Genomic DNA, 16,715 nt, shown 5'->3' with positions numbered 1-16,715 from the left:
CTCCGCACTATCCCCGGCGTAGCAAGAATGCTGTGGTGCAGCATTCGCTTTTCCAGTATAGCGGCGGAACGATAGTGCCGTTGGGCGGCGGCGTAACGGCTATTCACCAAGGAATTCTGCCACCACTTCCAGTCCTTCAATGTGATCGGCAACCACCTTGGCGATTGTGATCAGCGGGATGGCGAGCAACATGCCCCACGCGCCCCAGAGCCAGGTGAACAGGAGCAGTGCAACAAACACGGCCACCGCGTTCATCCGCGCCATGCGGCCGGTCATCCAGGTGGTGACGACCGACCCGATCAGCGTGGCGATCAGCAGCGATCCGACCGCCGCCGCGGCCGCCATGCCGAGCGTGCCGAACTGCATGAGCGTCACCACTCCCAGGCAGACCGCGATCGCCATGGCGCCGAAGTAGGGCACCAGGTGCAGCGCCGCAGCCGCAATCGCCCAACTGCCGGCGTTGTGCACGCCGAGCCACTTCAATAGCAGCCAGGTACAGGCGCCCAGAGCCGCATTGGTCACCAGCAGCATGCCCATATAGCGGCGGATGGCGAGGTTGACCTCGTCCAGCATATGCACGCTGATCTTCTTCTCGGAAATGGTGGTCCCGGCCATCTTGATGAACTTGCGCTTGAAGGTATCGCCGGCCAGCAGCAGGAAGTACAGCAGGAAGACCACCACCACCGCCTGTCCGGCCATGGTGAAGATGCTGACCGAGCCGGCCAGCAGCATGTTGTGGACCTGGGCGGGCGTTTGCTCCACCACCACCTGCGTGCCGCGCGCGGGCGGGGGCTGGCCGGTACCGCTGAGGATGGTGGCGGCGCGGCGTACCTTCTGCCACATGGAATCGTCGCCGCTCATCAGCGCGCCCACCGAGCGCGACAGCTTTCTGGCCGTATCGGGCAGGCTGTTGACGATCGATTCCACTTGCCCCTGCAACAGGTAGGCGCCGCTTAGCAGGACGCCCAGCACGGCCAGCAGCACCACGGTGCCTGCCAGCGCGCGCGGCAGGCCCAGCCGCTGCAACGCGCACACCAGCGGGTCCAGCAGGTAGGCCAGAACGATCGCGAGCACGACCGGAATGAGAAAGTCGCGTGCGATATGCACGGCGTACAGCGAAAAGAGCGTGGCCAGCACCACCAGCGCGATGCTGGCGCGCTGCAGCGAGGCGGTGACGGCGTCACCTGGCACGACAGTGTCAGGCATTGCAGCCACGGTGCCAGGCGCGTCGGCGCCAGCATGCGGGGTACCGTCGGCGGGCAACGGAACGGGCGGGGCAGGGGGCAGCGAAGGAGCCGCGGAATCGGGGATGGTCGACATGGCCGGGCGCCCCGGCAAAAGGCCTGGCGCTGCTATGAAGATAGCTGGCCGACAAGTGGCGGCTGTCGGACGCCGCCGCCTGCGCATGTCAGACAAGCGCGGTAGTGAGGTGCCTTACAAGCGACACCGCCGGCCGGCAGCGTGTCGCCGCACGACCGGGCGGTCCGGAGACTGCAGGCTGGGAGCGTGCAGGCTCAGCCAGTCACCGTCTTGGTTTCAAGGAACTCGGCAATGCCTTCGGGGCCGTATTCACGCCCGTTGCCGGACGTCTTGTAGCCGCCGAACGGTGCGGTGAGGTCCATCGTCGCGCCGTTGATGCGCACGCTGCCGGCGCGCAGGCGGGCGGCCAGCCTGCGCGCGCACGCCGGGTCGGACGACGCGATGTAGGCGGCCAGGCCGAACTCGGTGTCATTGGCGATGGCCACGGCCTCGTCTTCGGTGTCGTACGGCAGCAGGCACATCACCGGCCCGAAGATCTCTTCGCGTGCGATGGTCATGTCATTGCGCACGTCGGCAAAGATGGTCGGGCGCGCATAGAAGCCGCGTTCCAGCCCGTCGGGGCGGCCGGGGCCGCCTGCGGCCACGCGCGCGCCTTCCTCGATGCCCACTCCGATCAGGCGCTGCACCTTGTCGTACTGGCCGCGGTTGGAGATCGGGCCCATCTTGGTTTCGGGGTCGGACGGGTCACCTACCTTGACCGCGTTGGCCACGGCGGCGGCGATCTGCACGGCCTGTTCATAGCGCGAGCGCGGCACCAGCATGCGCGTCGGCGCGATGCAGGTCTGTCCGGTGTTGGCCATGCACTGCGCCACGCCGCTGGTCACCGCTGCCTGCAGGTCGGCATCGTCCAGGATGATCATCGGCGACTTGCCGCCCAGTTCTTGCGCCACGCGCTTGACCGTGGGCGCGGCGCTGATGGCCACTTCCACGCCGGCGCGGGTCGAGCCGGTGATGGAGACCATGTCGACGTCGCGATGCGACGACAGCGCGGCGCCCACCATAGATCATGTTGAAGACGCCCGGCGGCGTATCCGCGGCATCCATGATCTCCGCGAAGATCCGGGCGTCCAGCGGCGCAATCTCGGATGGCTTGAGCACCACGGTGCAGCCCGCCGCCAGCGCCGGCGCCACCTTGGCCGCGATCTGGTTCAGCGGCCAGTTCCACGGCGTGATCAGCGCCGCCACGCCGATGGCCTCGCGCCGGATGCAGCTCATGCCGCGCGTGGTTTCGAACTCGAAGTCGCGCAGCGCCTGCAGCGTTGCCTGCAACTGTGCCAGGCCGATCGCGGCCTGCAGGTTGGTGGCCAGCGTGATCGGTGCGCCGATCTCCTGGCGCACCGCCTGCGCCAGGTCGCCCGTGCGCGCCTGGTAGGCGGCGATGATGCGTTCGAGCAGGGCGATGCGCGTTTCACGCGTGGACACCGACCACGCCGGGAAGGCCGCGCGCGCTGCGGCCACGGCGTGGTCCACGTCTGCCGCGGTGCCCATGGCGAGCTTGCCGGCGACCGCTTCGGTGGCCGGGTCGATGATGTCGGCCTGGGTCGCGCCCGCTGCGGGCTGCACCCACTTGCCGTTGATATAGAACTTGTCGATGACGTTCATGCCGGTTGCCTCGGATGTTTGTGGGTGGATACGGTCAGACCGGACGGTCGCCAATGATGGTGGCGCGGTTCATATGGCGCACGGCCGGGAAGTAGTCCTGCACCGCGTAATGTTGCGTCGAGCGGTTGTCCCAGAGCGCGATGGTGTCGGGTTGCCAGCGCAGGCGCACCTGGTACTCCGGCGCGGCGGCCTGGCGGTACAGGTACTGCATCATGTCCAGCTCCGCGGGCCGGTAGTCAGAACCGATGCGATACGGCTGTTCCTTGGCGAAGTTGGCGAAATGCGTGGTGAAGGCTTCGTTGACGAACAGGATCTTCTCGCCGGTTTCCGGGTGCGTGCGTACCACCGGGTGCACCATCGGCGGAAACTTGGCGCGCATCTCCGCATATTTCGCTTCGTTCAGCGCCGAGCCGAAGGTCGGCATCGCGTCGTGCACGGCCTTCAGGTTGGCGATGCGCGCCTTCATGTCTTCAGGCAGGTTCTCGTAGGCGGCGGCCATGTTTATCCAGATGGTGTCGCCGCCGACTTCCGGGCATTCCAGGCAGCGCAGCATCGAACCCATCGACGGGACCTCGCGCCAGGTAACGTCCGAGTGGTAAAGGTTCTCGCGGCCACGCGTCTTGCCATCGCGCCCGAATACAACCAGTTCGGGATGTTCCGGGTGGTTGGTAAGCATGGGATGCACTTCCAGCTCGCCGAATCGGCGCGCCACGGCTACGTGCTGGGCGGGCGTAATGGCTTGCTTGCGGAAGAACAGCACCTTGTACTTCAGCAGCGCGCGGCGCAGCGAGAGGTAGTTCTCCTCGTCCAGCGGCTCGCGGAAATCGATGCCCTCGACATCGGCGCCGATCGTCGGCGTGCAGCGGCGCACGGTAAAGGGAAAGGCTTCGTTGTCCAGCGCCCGGTAGGCTTCCGGGCTGATGGTGGTTGCGGCAGTGGCTTGCATGGGGTGTCTCCTCGGTGTTGTGGTTGCCAATGCAGGGGGATAGCCGGCTCAGCGGAGCGAGGCCTTGATCAGGTCCGCCGCCTTTTCGCCGATCATGACGGCGGGGGCGTTGGTGTTGCCGCCGATCAGCGTCGGCATGATCGATGCGTCTGCGACGCGCAGGCCCTCCACGCCATGCACGCGCAGATCCGGGTCGACCACCGCCATGCTGTCGACGCCCATCTTGCAGGTGCCGACCGGGTGGTAGACCGTGTCCGCATGCGCGCGCACGAAGTCGCGGATGGCGGCTTCATTGCTGCTGTCGGGGCCGAAAGCGTCGGTCAGGACTTCTCTTCCGCCAGGCCGCGACCGCGCGGCTGGTAGGAGCGGCGGCCGTTCAGGCCCGGTTGCGGTACGGTTAGTAGGCGTAGTTGCGGCCCGGCCTCGAGCAGCGCCACCGTTGCGTCCGTGTCCTCGGCCAGGAGCCCAGCAACGGCGCACCCGGCAGACCCGGCGCCGATCACGATGTCGTCGAATTCGGCCGCGGGGCTGGCGGTGCTTTGCAATGCGTTGGGTTTCAATTTCTGTGTCTCCTGAGCGGCCTTGTGGCGGTGCTTTCCTGGGGACGCACGCAATTGCCGATGGGTGATACTGCCATTACCTGTTATGACAGGTCAATAGGGTCGCGCCGCGGCCTGTCATGATAGGTATAATCCGTTCCACCCAGAATTTGGAGCCGCCCAGGGCGGAACACATGTGGCGCTGCCCAGGTTCAAAGAGATCGAAAACGAGATTCGCCAGCGGATTGCCAGCAACACATGGGCGCCCGGTGCCAAGCTGCCTTCCGAGGCGGAGCTGGTGACGGAATTCGCGGTCAGCCGGATCACCGTGCGCCAGGCCTTGTCCGGGCTGCACAACGCCGGCCTGATCGAGAAGGTCAACGGCAAGGGCAGTTTCGTGACCCGTCCCTCAGACACGCCCAGCCTTGGCGCGCTGACCGGCTTCTATGAAACCGGACGCGCCCGTGGCCAGCTTGCCTACGGCAAGCTGGTGTCGGTACGGCTGGTGCGCGCGCCGGCCCATGTGGCCGCGGCGCTGCGTCTGCAGCCGGGCGAGAAGGTGCTGAGCGTGGCCACTGTGCGGTACTGGGACGACGCGGCCGTCGCGCATTTCACCCTGATGGGTCCTGAGCCGCTGATGCGCCGCCTGGTGCAGGAGGACCTGGAAACCAACGACGCCATGTCGCTGTTTGAAAGCCGGCTGGGATACCGGTTCAAGGAAGTGGCGATGGAAGCCACCGCCGTTGCCGCGCCCGCGGACGTGGCGCGCCGGCTCGGTGTTGCCGAGGGCGAACCGCTGCTGCGCCTGCGCAGCACGCCGCGTGACATCGACGACACACCGTTGTTCTGCGGCGAACTGATGTTCCGTCCGGACCGCTATGCCTACAAGTGGACACTGACGCGATAGGGCAGATGCCTGGCATCTTAGGCGATACTGAACTGCGCCGGCGCGGTAACTTTTATCCGCGGCGCGCACTTATTACTGCGGCCGGGTCGCAGTCATGTCACTTTCCTGCATTGCCGGGCGCTGCGTTGCTAACACAGTCGGCGCCGATGGCCGCATAGCCCCACTGGTACGTCAGTTGCGTCTTCCGCTGCAGAGCTGCGTTCCGGCGCGCTCGCCGGCAGCCTGCGCCGTGCAGCAAGGCTTGCCGCCAACCTGCTAGATGGAGGAAGACATGAAAACAACCCTAGGCATCGGCACTGCCCTGCTCGCACTTGGCATCCTGGCGGGTTGCACCGCCACCGGCAGCACCACCGGTTCCGGCTCGCTGTCCGGCTCGGGCTCGGTCACGGAACAGAACCGCAGCCGCAGCGGCTACGGCACGCCTGGCTCCAGCACTTCTACCGGCACGTCCGGCGCGACCAGTACGACCAGCCCGAGCGGCACATCCAGCGGCAGCAGCGGTGCAGCCAGCGGTTCGGGCACGGCCCGCTGACGCCGACGCCGACGCAGCCGCCAGTGGCCTGGCACCGGCGGCTGCGAGGCTTCACGACCGGTCCCGGCCGGTAATGACGCGCGCATCGCGGCGCGCGGGAATGATGTTTTCGTCGGCCAGCCGTTGTTGCAGGTCGTTGTTGGGCACGTGGGTGAAGTCCTTGCCAATTTCCTTCGTGACGACGTCCGTGACGCCGGCGGGAAGGGCTTTGCGCAGCAGGCCCAGGAAGCGCGGCGCCGCGATCAGCGCCAGGGAGTCAAAGCGCTGCTTGTTGCGCGCATCGGCAAGATAGTCCGCCACGCGACGGGCAAACAGCTGTGCTTCCTGGTGCAGTTCATCCTCGCCGGCCGAGGATGTGACGGTGGACGGCCCGGCCTGGTGGGCACCGGGGTGCCCGGCGTCGCCCTGTACCGCGGCGTGGCCGCGCCGGCCGTAGGCGTCGCGGCGCAGGTCCGCGCGGTCGCCATGTGCTGCCGCGTCAGTGATTTCCTCAACCAGCGCCATTGGCGCGGTTGAGGCGTGCGAGGCGAAGATGCGGGCGAGGGATTCGTCCGCCACAAGGATCCAGGTGATTTTCATGATCGCTCCGGTTGCCGGTCCGAACAACGGCCCCCCCATCCCTCGCTTCAAAGGATACGCCATCCGGGCAGGGGCACGTCGCCGGACCGCAGGTGGCGCGGCGCGTAGTCACCACACGCCAAAGAACACGCCCGCCTGCTTGTACACATTGGTCTTGGCCGCCACCTCTTCGTTGGTCACCGTCACGCGCGGCTTGAGCGTGCAGAACCACTCCAGCAGCCGCAAGCGCATGGCGCTGCGCACGGCTTCGTGGCCGGGGTCGCTGCCCAGGTCGAAATATTCCTGCGGATCGTTCTGCAGGTCGAACAGCTGTGGCCGGAACCCTTGCCAGTGCACATATTTCCAGCGCGCGTCGCGCACCATCCAGGCGCGGCACTCGCCAGGATGGCGGCCCAGCGCCACGCGAGCGCCGCGATAGGCGTAGTCCAGTTCGGATACGACGAAATCGCGCCAGCTACCGGCATCGGCACGCTCGCCCGCGCGCGTCAGGTCCAGCAACGAGCGGCCCTCGATGCGGTGGTCGGCCGGCGGCAGGCCTAGTGCGTCCAGCACCGTAGGCACCACGTCGACCGCGCTGACCATGCTGGCCTGCGCGGTGCCGCGCGTGGCATCCGCCTGCGGCGAGGGATCGTAGACGATCAGCGGGATGTTCTGCACGGTGTCATAGAACTGCTCCTTCTCGCCCAGCCAGTGGTCGCCCAGGAAATCGCCATGGTCGGCGGTGAAGACGATCAGCGTGTCCTGCCAGCGGCCCAGGCGTTCGAGTTGCTCCCATAGCTGGCCGAGCCGGTCGTCGATCTGCTGGATCAGGCCCTGGTAGGCGGGGCGCACCGTGTCCGACACTTCCTGGCGCATGAAGTTGGCGCATTCTTCCTGAGTGCGGTAGGCCGACAGCACCGGGTGCGGGTCTTCCAGCTCGGCCTCGTGGCGCTGCAGCGGCAGGCAGTCGTCGAGCGAATACGCGGCGTGGTAGGGCGCGGGCGCCAGGTAGGGCCAGTGTGGCTTCACCAGCGACAGGTGCAGCACCCATGGATCATCGCCGCGCGTGGCGATGTACTGCATCGCCTGGTCCACCGTGTACGCGGTCTCGGAATGCGGCTCGGCCACGCGCGCGGGCAGGCCGGCGTTGCGCATGTGCCAGCCGGAGACGATCTCGCCGCGTTCGTTCTCGGCGCTGATCACGTAGTCGGTCCACGGATCCGCGCTATCGTAGCCTTGCTGGCGCAGCCAGTCGGCGTAGGCGCTGTGCGGCTCGGCGTGGTGGCCGTCATGGCGGTCGACTTCGGTGAAGTGGCCGCTGCGCAGCAGCGTTTCCAGCTCGGTGCCGCCATCCAGGTGCAGCCGCTTCAGGTTGGCGTTGTCCGGCATCATATGGGTCTTGCCCGCCAGCGCCAGCGCGCGGCCGCTGTGCTTCAGGTATTCGCCCAGCGTGACTTCGCCGACCGACAGCGGCACGCGGTTCCAGGTTGCGCCGTGGCTGCTGACATGGCGGCCGGTATAGAAGCTCATGCGGCTCGGGCCGCAGACCCCGGAAGTGACGAAGGCACGGTCGAATCGAACGCCGCGCGCGGCCAGCGCATCGATATTGCGCGTGCGCAGCGCCGGATGCCCGTAGCAACCCAGGTGGTCGCGCCGGAGCTGGTCGCACATGATGAAGAGGGTATTGCGGATGGTCATGATCGGTTTGCCGCGCTTCAGTCGCCGGTATAGCCGGATGCCTTTACCACCGGTGCCCACTTGCGGGCGTCAGCCTTGAGCACGCCGGCAAAGGCGTCGGCCGGGCCGGTTGCGGGTTCCAGCCCCAGCTTGAGGAACTTCTCGCGCACGTCCGGCGACTGCACGGCCTTGACGATGGCGGCGTTGAGCTTGTCGAGCACCGGGCGCGGCGTGCCCGCGGGTGCCAGCAGGCCGTAACGGCCTTCACCTTCGATGCCCTTGTAGTCAAGCTCGGTGAAAGTCGGCACATCGGGCAGCGCCACCGAGCGGTGGGTGCCGGAAGTCGCCAGCACGCGGATCTTGCCGGCGCGGTGCATTTCGGTCAGGTCAGCAAGGGTGTCGACCGAAGCCGGCACCTGCCCGCCGACCAGCGCGCTCATCAGCGGCGCCGAGCCGTTGAAGGGGACGTGCAGCATGTCGATGCCAACCTGCTTGCCGATCATCAGCCCGAAGAAATGCGGGATGCTGCCCAGCGCCGGCGAGGCGTAGGAGTTGTTCTGCGGGCCGGCCTTGAGCCATGCCACATAGTCCTTCAGCGTGCGCGCCGGGCTGGCCGGCCCGGTGGCGAGCGCCAGCTGGAAGTTGGCGGCCTGCGCCACCGGCGTGAAATCGCGCTGGATATCGTAGTTGAGCTTGCGGTAGACCAGCGGCGCAATCGTCATGACCGCCGAGTTGGCCACCACTAGGGTATTGCCATCGGCCGGCTGCGTGCGCGCGTAGTCCATCACCAGCCGCCCGCCGGCCCCGGGCTTGTTCTCGATGACCACGGTCTGGTTCAGGGTCTCGCGCAGCTTGTCGCCGACCAGGCGTGCGGCGAGGTCGGCAGTGCCGCCGGCCGGGTAGCCCACCAGGATGCGCAGCGGACGGTCCGATTGGGCGCTGGCGGGTGCGGACCATGCCGCGGCAACGGCCAGCAGGCACGCGGCGAATCGGGGAAGGAAGGTGCGAGGGCTCACGATGTCTCCAGTTTGTTGTCCGCCGGCAAGCGGCGTCGATGCAAGCTAACACCCGTCGATATAATTGACAAAGTCAACTAATTGGCAGGTGTGGCATGGCACACGACAACAGCGGCAACCGCCTGCAGCGGCCGCAGCGGCTGGTAGATTTCATCAACTACCGGGTCTACCACCTGAACCGCGTCGCGCTGGGCGCCGCGGCGCTGCACCTGCGCGCCAGGGCGGGCGTCACGCGGCGCGAATGGCGCATGATTTCTTTCCTTGGCGAGCAGCCCGGCACCCGGCTGACCGAACTGGCCGAAAGCGCCGGCCTGGACAAGGTGCTGGCCAGCCGCGCCGTCCACGTCCTGGTGGAACGCGGCCTGGTCCGCCGCGAAACGCGTACCCAGGACCGGCGCGCAGCAGCCTTCACGCTGACCGAGCAAGGCGAAGCCGTCTACCGTGCAGCGTTCGTGCAGGCGCGGGACTTCAATACGCGGCTGGCTGGCTGCCTGACGGCGGAAGAGGCGCGCGTGCTGTCGCGCTGCCTGGAAAAGCTGCAGGCGCAGGCCGGTGCGATGCTGGCGGAGGCGCAAGCGTTGCCACAGCCGGAAGGGGAAGAGCCGGCGTGGGATCTGCTGCAGGTCTGGCGGGCATAGGCACTTTGTGTAGCGAGCACGCAGCGGCACGCGTTCAGGGCGCTATTGCCACCGCCGTCGTCGCGCCGAAGGTTGCGACGCAATTGCGCCCGGAGCGCTTGGCCAGGTAGAGCGCTTCGTCGCCGGCACGGAGAAAGGCGCGCAGCTCCGCGAAATCCTTTTCGTTGCCAGCGCTGTTGGCATCGGTCACCGCACCGATGCTGACCGTCAAGTGCCCGTCGGCGCCGGCCGCATTCGGAATCCGCAAGGCCTGGACGGCGGCGCGGATGGTCTCGGCCATGGCGGCCGCGCCGGCTGCGTTGGTGTGGGGCAACAGGATGGCAAACTCTTCGCCGCCATAGCGCCCCGCATAGTCGCCCGGCCGCCGCACATGGCGCTGGATGCAGGCGCCCACCGCGGCCAGCGCATCGTCACCGGCCTGGTGTCCGTAGCGGTCATTGAACTCCTTGAAATGGTCGACGTCGAGCATCAGCAGCGACAAAGGCTCGCCGTGCCGCCGCGCGCGCCGCCATTCCACGTCGGCGGCATCGTCCAGCGCGCGGCGGCTGCCCAGGCCGGTCAGGCCATCGGTGTTGACCATCCAGCGAAGGTGCTCTTCCATCTCGGCGCGGCGCCGCCATTGGCGCGACAGCAATACCGAGAGCGCGATGATGATCGCGTCCAGCGCGATGATCAGCGCGCCGAACACCCAGGCGCGCTTGTACCACGGTGCCAGCACGTCGTGGGTGGCGCGTCCCACCACGACCAGCAGCGGAAAGCCCGGAATGCGCCTGAAGCTGTAAAGCCGCTGAATTCCGTCGACTGCCGCGACGCCGATAAACGTGCCTTGCGTGCCTTGCAGCAGTGGTGCAAATGACGGGCTGCCGGAGATGTCGCGCCCGATCGATTCGGCTTCATAGGGCCGCCGCATGATGATGGTGCCGTCCGTACGCAGCAGCGTCAGGGTGCCGCCCGCGCCAAGGCTTACGCCATCGAACAGCTTGCGGAAGTAGTTCAGGCGCAAGGTGCCGACCACGATGCCGGCAAAGCTGCCGTCCGGCCCGGAGAGCCGCCGGCTGATGCCGATGGACTTGTTCTCCGGCGTCAGGCGCGGCTGGAACGGCCGGCTCAGGAACAGGCCGCTGTGATCGCCGCTGCGGTGCGCCTGGAAGTAGTCGCGGTCAGAGACGTTGACCGGGCGCGGCGGCCACTGGTGCGAGTCGAATACCAGCATGCCGTTGGCGTCGGTGACCAGCAGCGAGCCCATGTCTTCGGCATTGATCGAACGGTCGAACAGCAGCCGCTGGCGCAGCGCCGGCGGTTGCGCCAGCAGTGCGGGATCGTGCATGGCTTCCACCACGCCCCCGATCGCCAGTTCGTGGATCTGCAGGTTGCGCGTGATGCTGCGTTCCAGCGTCAGCGCCAGGTTGGCCGCGGCCTCGCCGGCATTGTCCAGTGCATCCCTGCGCATCTGCACCAGCGCGAGCGCGCCAAGGGCCGCGATCATGCAGACCAGGACAAGGCTGGCGGCCACGATTAGTGAGGCCGGGCGGGAAATGGCTTTTCGGGCTGGAAAGTGAGGTATTTGACGCACGAAGGAGAGCTGTTCTGCTTTTTATGCGGCCATTGTAGTACCTGGCCGCTGCCTGGCTCAGTTGCCTTGTGCGCCAGCGTTTCGTCCCCTGGCCAGGGCATGCGTGGTGTGTGCCACTGCGCGCGTCCGGCACTACGCTGCGCGCACAGTTCTTCCCTACACTTGATCATGGCGGGTTGCCGCCGCTGAAGGGAAGAACGCATGCAGCCAGAGCCTGCACAACCCAAGCCTGTGGCGCTCGCCCTGCAGGGCGGCGGCATGCATGGCGCCTTTACCTGGGGCGTGCTCGACCGGCTGCTGGAGGACGGCAGGCTGGCGATCGAAGGCGTCAGCGCCACCAGCGCCGGGGCCATGAACGCCACGGTGCTGGCCTACGGGCTGCTGCAGGGCGGCAGTGACGGCGCACGCCTGGCCTTGCATGATTTCTGGGAGGCGATCGCGCACTCGGCGCAGCGCTACAACCCGTTCCGGTGGCTGCCCTGGTTCAAGAGCAGCCATACGCTGGGCCTGAACCATTCCCCGATGTATGCGATGGCCGACATCGCGCTGCGCCTGCTGTCGCCATACCAGTTCAATCCCAATAACCTGAATCCGCTGCGCGAAGTGCTTGGCAGCCAGGTCGACTTTGCGGCACTGCGCGAGCATTGCCCGATCCAGCTGTACCTGTGTGCGACCAATATCGAGACCAGCCGGATACGCATCTTCCCGCCCGAGGAACTCAGCATCGACGCCGTGCTGGCCTCGGCCTGCGTGCCTACGCTGTTCCAGGCGGTCAGCATCGACGGCCAGCACTACTGGGATGGCGGCTATGTCGGCAACCCGGCGATCTTTCCGCTGATCTATCACTGCCAGACCCACGATGTCGTGATCGTCCATATCAACCCGATCGTGCGCCACGGTGTGCCGACCACGGCCGCGGATATCCTGAACCGCGTCAATGAGGTCAGCTTCAACTCGTCGCTGATGCGCGAGATGCGCGCCATTGCCTTCGTCACGTCGCTGATCCAGCAGGGCAAGGTCGACCGCACGGAGATGAAGGAGATGTGGATCCACTCGATCCGCTCGGACCAGACCATGGCCGCGCTGGGGGTCTCCACCAAGTACAACGCCGACTGGGACTTCCTGTGCTCGCTGCGCGACAAGGGCCGGGCAGAAGCGAGCCGGTGGCTGGAGCAGCACTACGACAGCGTGGGCCGGTGCTCCAGCATCGATATCAGCGGAGAGTTCCTGTAGGCCAGACCGGCTGTGCCAGCCGCCACGTCAGGTTGGCGCGTGCCTGCGCCTCGTAGCGCGCCTGGAACAGATCGGTGGTGTAGATGCGTGGGCTGGCCAGCAGCGCACCCAGGAAGGCGCGCTCGGCGACGTCATAGGCGGCGTCGTCCACGTCGGTGCGTTCGGCCCGCAGGTTGGCGCCATTTTCCTGGAAGCGCGCGCGGCTGCAGCCCAGCGCCGCCAGGTCGATATCGGCGGTGAAGCGGCCAGCCAGGCTTGCCGGCACTTCGGCGTGGGTGGTTTCCAGGATAAGGGCGGCCACGCGCGCGGCGGCGGCGATGGTGCCGCCTGCCCAATGGCGCAACCATTCGGCGCTGCGTTGCTCGTTGTCCGTGGCGCCGGGCACGTAGATGACGTCGTGGCACCAGAGCGCCAGCTCCACCTCGTCGGTATCCGGTATCGCGCTGCGCGCCCAGTCCAGGTCGTGCAGGCAGCGGCGTACATGGTCGAGGGTGTGGTAGTGCCGCGTCGGTTCACCGTAGTAACAGGCGAGATCGGTATAGGCGTCGGCCGCGCGCGTGCCGCCCGCACGTGTCCACAGGGCGACAAAGCGGTCTTGCAGGGGGAGGGCTGGCGTCGGAGTCATGCGTGCGGGCGCTCCGTGGTATTGGCGTGGTCGGCGGTCAGCGCTTCGAGCAGCGCCTGGGCCTCCCGCCAGTCCGCGGTATCGGTGCCCTCGCTGAAGCTGCCATGGATCCGGGCCAGCGCTTCACGCGCCGCGTCGCCCTTGCCTTGTTGACGCCACAGCCGGGCCAGGCTCAGGGTGGCCTGCAGTTCCAGCGGTTTTGCACGTTGTTCGTGGGCGACCGTGATGGCCCGGTGCAAGCAGGCCTCGGCTTCCACCTGCGCGGCTGGCGGCGCGGGGTGCTCTGCCGACAGCTGCAGCAGCATCTCGGCGCGCAGCCGGTACACGGTTGACTCATCGAGCCGCTCTCCGGTCTCTTCCACCAGCGCCTGTGCCTGCGTGAGCACGTCCAGCGCGGCGGTGGTCTGGCCTGCCCTGCCGCAGGCCTCGGCAACCAGGGCCAGGAGGTTCGGCATGCCCAGTCTGCCGCCGGTGGCCTCATAGGCGGCTACGCCCTGGCGCGTCAGCGCAACGCCTTCCTGGTGACTGCCCAGCTCCGCCATCGCCCAGCCCTGCAGGACGGTGCCCCACGACAGGTAGATCGGAAAACCCTGTTCGCCCGATATGGCGATGGCGGCTTCGGCATACTCCTGTGTCAGCCGGACTTCGTGCCGGCATCGATGCTGTTCCGCGGCAAATACCAGGCACAGCGCAAGGTTGTATGCATCCGGCCGGGCCCGGGCCATGGCCAGCGCCTCCTGGCAGCGCGCCAGTGCCTGGTCCGCCAACCCCTGGTACCACAGGATCCAGCCCAGCGTACTGGTAGCGTGGACGGCCGGGTCGCGCCCGTAGCCCGTCAGGAAGTCGTACGCTGGTTGTTCAGGATGCGGCACCGCGAGCACCGCCTCAACATGCTTGCGCGCGGCGTCCAGCATGCCGAGGCGGAACAGCGTGGCGCCAATCGCGCGATGGCCCTCCGCCAGTTGCTTGGGCTTCTGCGACTTCATGGCCAGCGCAAGCAGCCGCTTGCCCAAAGGCAGCGAGACCTGGTATTGCGCACGCAGCTGATAGAACGCCCACAGCCCCAGTTGTGCCGAGAACAGGTAGGGCGTCTGCTGGCCTTGCTCGCACAAGGCCAGCGCCCGCCGGTAATTGCCCTCCACTTCGGGTGATGCCTGGCCCCGGGCCGCAATCAGCGCGGGCCCGAGCGCAAGCAGCAGCGTCAGTTCCTGGCGCGCGCGCTCGGCACTGTCGGGTTGCCGCTTGATCAGGTCGATGGCGGTGCTCAGGTGCCGGATCGCTTCGGCCTGCGCGGAGCGCAGCAGTGCCTGCTGGCCGGCGCAGTGCAGGTACTCGACCGCCTTCGGGATGTTGCCGCTGAGGCTGTAGTGGTGCGCCAGTTCGCTGCAGTAGTCCTTGAGCCGGCCATGGAAGAGCGCCTCGATGGCCTGGGCGGAGCTTTCATGCAACGCGCTGCGCCGCTCGGTGAGCAGCGAGCTGCCGGCCACCTCCTGGGTCAGCGCGTGCTTGAAGGCGTACTCGACCTCGGGGAACGCTGGACGTTCGTAGACGAAATCCGCAGCCTGCAGGTCGGCCAGCAGCGGATGCAAGTGGTCTTCCGGCAAGCCGGTCACGCGCAGGACCAGGCTCAGCGGGAACTCCTTGCCGATCACGGCCAGCGTCTGCAACAGCTCCTTCTGGGCCAGCGGCAGCCGATCGATACGGGCGGCCAGCACGCCCTGCACGGTGGTGGGGATATGGAGCAGGGCCGGCGCGGTCTCGATGCGGTAGCAGCCGGGCTGGCCGAGCAGCGCGCCTTCCTCGGCCAGGGTCTGGACCACTTCCTCCATGAAGAAGGGGTTGCCTTCGGTCTTGTCGAGGACCAGCCGCTTCAGCGGCACCAGGCTGCGGTCGTCCCCGAGCAGCGCGGTCAGCAGTTCCTGCGCCTCCGCCTGCCCCAGCGGCTGCAGCTGCAGCTGCGAATAATGCCCGTCCGCATTCCAGTGATGGCTGTACTCCGGCCGGTAGTTCACCAGCAGCAGGATCCGCGCGCCGGGTACATGGTCGATCAGCATGTTGAGGAACGCCTCGGTCTCACCGTCCAGCCATTGCAGGTCTTCGAAAATGACTTCCAGTGGCTGGTTGAGGCTTTCCCGGACCAGCAGCCGCGCAATGGCGTCGAAGGTGCGCTGGCGCCGGATGGTCGGGTCCATGGTCGGCAACGGCGAGTCAGGCTCAATGGTGCCGAGCAGGTAGAGCAGGTAGGGCAGGTGCTCTTCCAGCGAACGGTCCAGCGTCAGCAGCCTGCCGGTGACCTTTTCGCGGCAGCTGCGGTCGCCGTCCTGCGCCGTGATCTGGAAATAGCTCTTCAGCATCTCGATCAGCGGCAGGTAGGCAAAAGCCTTGCCGTGCGAGACCGAAAAGGTCTCCAGCGCCAGGCAGCCCTGCTGCGACCTGACCTTGAATTCATGGAACAGCCGGGACTTGCCGACCCCCGCTTCGCCGACCACTGCAACAATGCGCCCGTGCCCCGCCTTGGCCTGCTCCAGCGCCGCGTGCAAGTGCGCCAGCTCATCCTGTCGCCCGACAAACCTGGCCAGTCCGCGGTGCGCTGCCACCTGCAGGCGCGTGCGCAAGGCACCCAGGCCAACCACCTCATACACCGCGAGCGGGTCGCGCACGCCCTTGACATGGGTGGTCCCCAGCGCCGTGAACTCGAAATAGCCTTCGGTGAGCCTGTGAGTCGATTCGCTGACCAGGATCGACGCCGGCGTGGCAATCCCCTCCATGCGCGAAGCGATATGGATGGTGTGCCCGACCGGATCGTAGTCGGTATGCAGGTCATCCTTGCGGATCGAGCGCACCACGACTTCGCCGGTATGGACGCCGATCCGGATCTGCAGCGGAATGCCTTGCTCCAGCCGCACCCGGTCGCTGTGGCGATGCATCGCATCCTGCATGCGCAGCGCCGCGTAGAGCGCGCGCAAGGCATGGTCCTCGTGGGCAATCGGCGCGCCGAACAGCGCCAGGATGCCGTCGCCGAGGAACTTGGCCACATAGCCCTCATAGTGGTGGACGGCTTCCATCATCAGCGTCACCACGGGGTCGATCAGCCGGCGCGCGTCTTCGGGGTCCAGGTCCTGCGTCAGCGCGGTCGAGCCCGCCATGTCGGCAAACAGCGCGGTGATGGTCTTGCGCTCGCCGGCAGTCTCGCCCCTGGCCTCCATTGCAGCCTGCTCGGCCAAGATGCGCCCGGCAAGGTGGGGCGGCGTGTAGAGGACCGGGGCCGTGGCCGCAGGCGGCACTGGCGTGGAAGCAGTGCTGGCAGGGGCGTCGGACAGCGCAAAGCCGCAAGCGCGGCAGAATTTCGCGGCTGCAGTGGCCTCTTCGCCACACTGTGGGCAGGCTCGGCCAAGCCTTGCCCCGCATGCCTCACAGAAGTTGGCTCCCGCAAGGTTCGCGAAACCGCAACTGGTGCAGCGCATTTCGCCTCCTGGCCGTCGTTGGTCGCCTGGACGGTACTCAACACTATTAGAGGTGGGATCGACGGGGATGGCAAGGCGGTGCTGC

13 protein-coding genes and 2 pseudogenes are annotated in these 16,715 nt (G+C 67.1%); 4 read left to right on the top strand and 11 right to left on the bottom strand.

Going from position 1 to position 16,715, the window contains the following annotated elements:
• Window positions 1–99 precede the first annotated feature (99 nt).
• The 5 genes and pseudogenes from CNE_RS25540 to CNE_RS25520 all read right to left on the bottom strand — a co-directional run bounded on the left by CNE_RS25540 (window position 100) and on the right by CNE_RS25520 (window position 4,428).
• Entirely contained in the window at window positions 100–1,320 is a 1,221-nt protein-coding gene (locus tag CNE_RS25540; protein WP_013953186.1) for an AI-2E family transporter, read from the bottom strand.
• A 194-nt stretch (window positions 1,321–1,514) separates the two neighbouring features.
• A pseudogene (locus CNE_RS25535) lies at window positions 1,515–2,922 on the bottom strand (aldehyde dehydrogenase family protein).
• 34 nt (window positions 2,923–2,956) lie between these two features.
• On the bottom strand, window positions 2,957–3,868 hold the full coding sequence (locus CNE_RS25530; protein ID WP_013953185.1) for a TauD/TfdA dioxygenase family protein: 912 nt from the start codon (window positions 3,866–3,868) through the stop codon (window positions 2,957–2,959).
• A gap of 48 nt (window positions 3,869–3,916) precedes the next feature.
• A pseudogene (locus CNE_RS25525) lies at window positions 3,917–4,207 on the bottom strand (GMC oxidoreductase); the annotation flags it as partial.
• Window positions 4,189–4,428 carry a GMC family oxidoreductase N-terminal domain-containing protein gene (locus CNE_RS25520; RefSeq protein ID WP_148271665.1) on the bottom strand — a complete coding sequence of 80 codons (240 nt, stop codon included), beginning with the start codon at window positions 4,426–4,428 and terminating at the stop codon, window positions 4,189–4,191. The gene CNE_RS25520 and the pseudogene CNE_RS25525, both read right to left, overlap by 19 nt.
• A 175-nt stretch (window positions 4,429–4,603) precedes the next feature.
• On the opposite strand from CNE_RS25520, the gene CNE_RS25515 reads away from it, so the two are divergent.
• A complete protein-coding gene (locus CNE_RS25515; protein ID WP_013953184.1) occupies window positions 4,604–5,314 on the top strand; it encodes a GntR family transcriptional regulator in 711 nt (236 codons plus the stop codon).
• 271 nt (window positions 5,315–5,585) lie between these two features.
• A complete protein-coding gene (locus tag CNE_RS41575; RefSeq protein WP_013953183.1) occupies window positions 5,586–5,846 on the top strand; it encodes a hypothetical protein in 261 nt (86 codons plus the stop codon).
• A gap of 51 nt (window positions 5,847–5,897) precedes the next feature.
• Here CNE_RS41575 and CNE_RS25505 read toward each other — a convergent pair whose 3' ends face one another.
• The 3 genes from CNE_RS25505 to CNE_RS25495 form a co-directional block, all read right to left on the bottom strand.
• On the bottom strand, window positions 5,898–6,425 hold the full coding sequence (locus tag CNE_RS25505) for a host attachment protein (protein ID WP_013953182.1): 528 nt from the start codon (window positions 6,423–6,425) through the stop codon (window positions 5,898–5,900).
• Between the two features lie 108 nt (window positions 6,426–6,533).
• On the bottom strand, window positions 6,534–8,102 hold the full coding sequence (locus CNE_RS25500) for a sulfatase-like hydrolase/transferase (RefSeq protein WP_013953181.1): 1,569 nt from the start codon (window positions 8,100–8,102) through the stop codon (window positions 6,534–6,536).
• 17 nt (window positions 8,103–8,119) lie between these two features.
• The gene (locus tag CNE_RS25495) at window positions 8,120–9,097 is read right to left on the bottom strand and encodes a Bug family tripartite tricarboxylate transporter substrate binding protein (protein WP_013953180.1); all 978 of its coding nucleotides are present in this window, start codon (window positions 9,095–9,097) and stop codon (window positions 8,120–8,122) included.
• A 95-nt stretch (window positions 9,098–9,192) separates the two neighbouring features.
• On the opposite strand from CNE_RS25495, the gene CNE_RS25490 reads away from it, so the two are divergent.
• Entirely contained in the window at window positions 9,193–9,735 is a 543-nt protein-coding gene (locus CNE_RS25490; protein WP_013953179.1) for a MarR family winged helix-turn-helix transcriptional regulator, read from the top strand.
• A gap of 34 nt (window positions 9,736–9,769) precedes the next feature.
• Here CNE_RS25490 and CNE_RS25485 read toward each other — a convergent pair whose 3' ends face one another.
• Window positions 9,770–11,248: a sensor domain-containing diguanylate cyclase gene (locus CNE_RS25485; RefSeq protein WP_080569596.1), complete on the bottom strand. Its 1,479-nt coding sequence runs from the start codon at window positions 11,246–11,248 to the stop codon at window positions 9,770–9,772.
• 261 nt (window positions 11,249–11,509) lie between these two features.
• Here CNE_RS25485 and CNE_RS25480 point away from each other — a divergent pair, with 261 nt between their 5' ends.
• Window positions 11,510–12,541 (top strand): patatin-like phospholipase family protein, encoded by a 1,032-nt coding sequence (locus CNE_RS25480; protein ID WP_013953177.1) that lies wholly within the window; start codon window positions 11,510–11,512, stop codon window positions 12,539–12,541.
• Here the strand turns inward: CNE_RS25480 and CNE_RS25475 are convergent.
• Both CNE_RS25475 and CNE_RS25470 read right to left on the bottom strand, forming a co-directional pair.
• Entirely contained in the window at window positions 12,522–13,166 is a 645-nt protein-coding gene (locus CNE_RS25475) for an HD domain-containing protein (RefSeq protein ID WP_013953176.1), read from the bottom strand. The genes CNE_RS25480 and CNE_RS25475 overlap by 20 nt on opposite strands.
• Window positions 13,163–16,630 carry an adenylate/guanylate cyclase domain-containing protein gene (locus tag CNE_RS25470; protein ID WP_013953175.1) on the bottom strand — a complete coding sequence of 1,156 codons (3,468 nt, stop codon included), beginning with the start codon at window positions 16,628–16,630 and terminating at the stop codon, window positions 13,163–13,165. The genes CNE_RS25475 and CNE_RS25470 overlap by 4 nt, the downstream gene beginning before the upstream one ends.
• Window positions 16,631–16,715: the final 85 nt, after the last annotated feature.

It is taken from the genome of Cupriavidus necator N-1, assembly GCF_000219215.1.
Lineage (GTDB): Bacteria > Pseudomonadota > Gammaproteobacteria > Burkholderiales > Burkholderiaceae > Cupriavidus > Cupriavidus necator.
The sequence above is the reverse complement of the archived record's forward strand: the minus strand, read 5'-3'. Positions and strand labels throughout refer to the sequence as shown.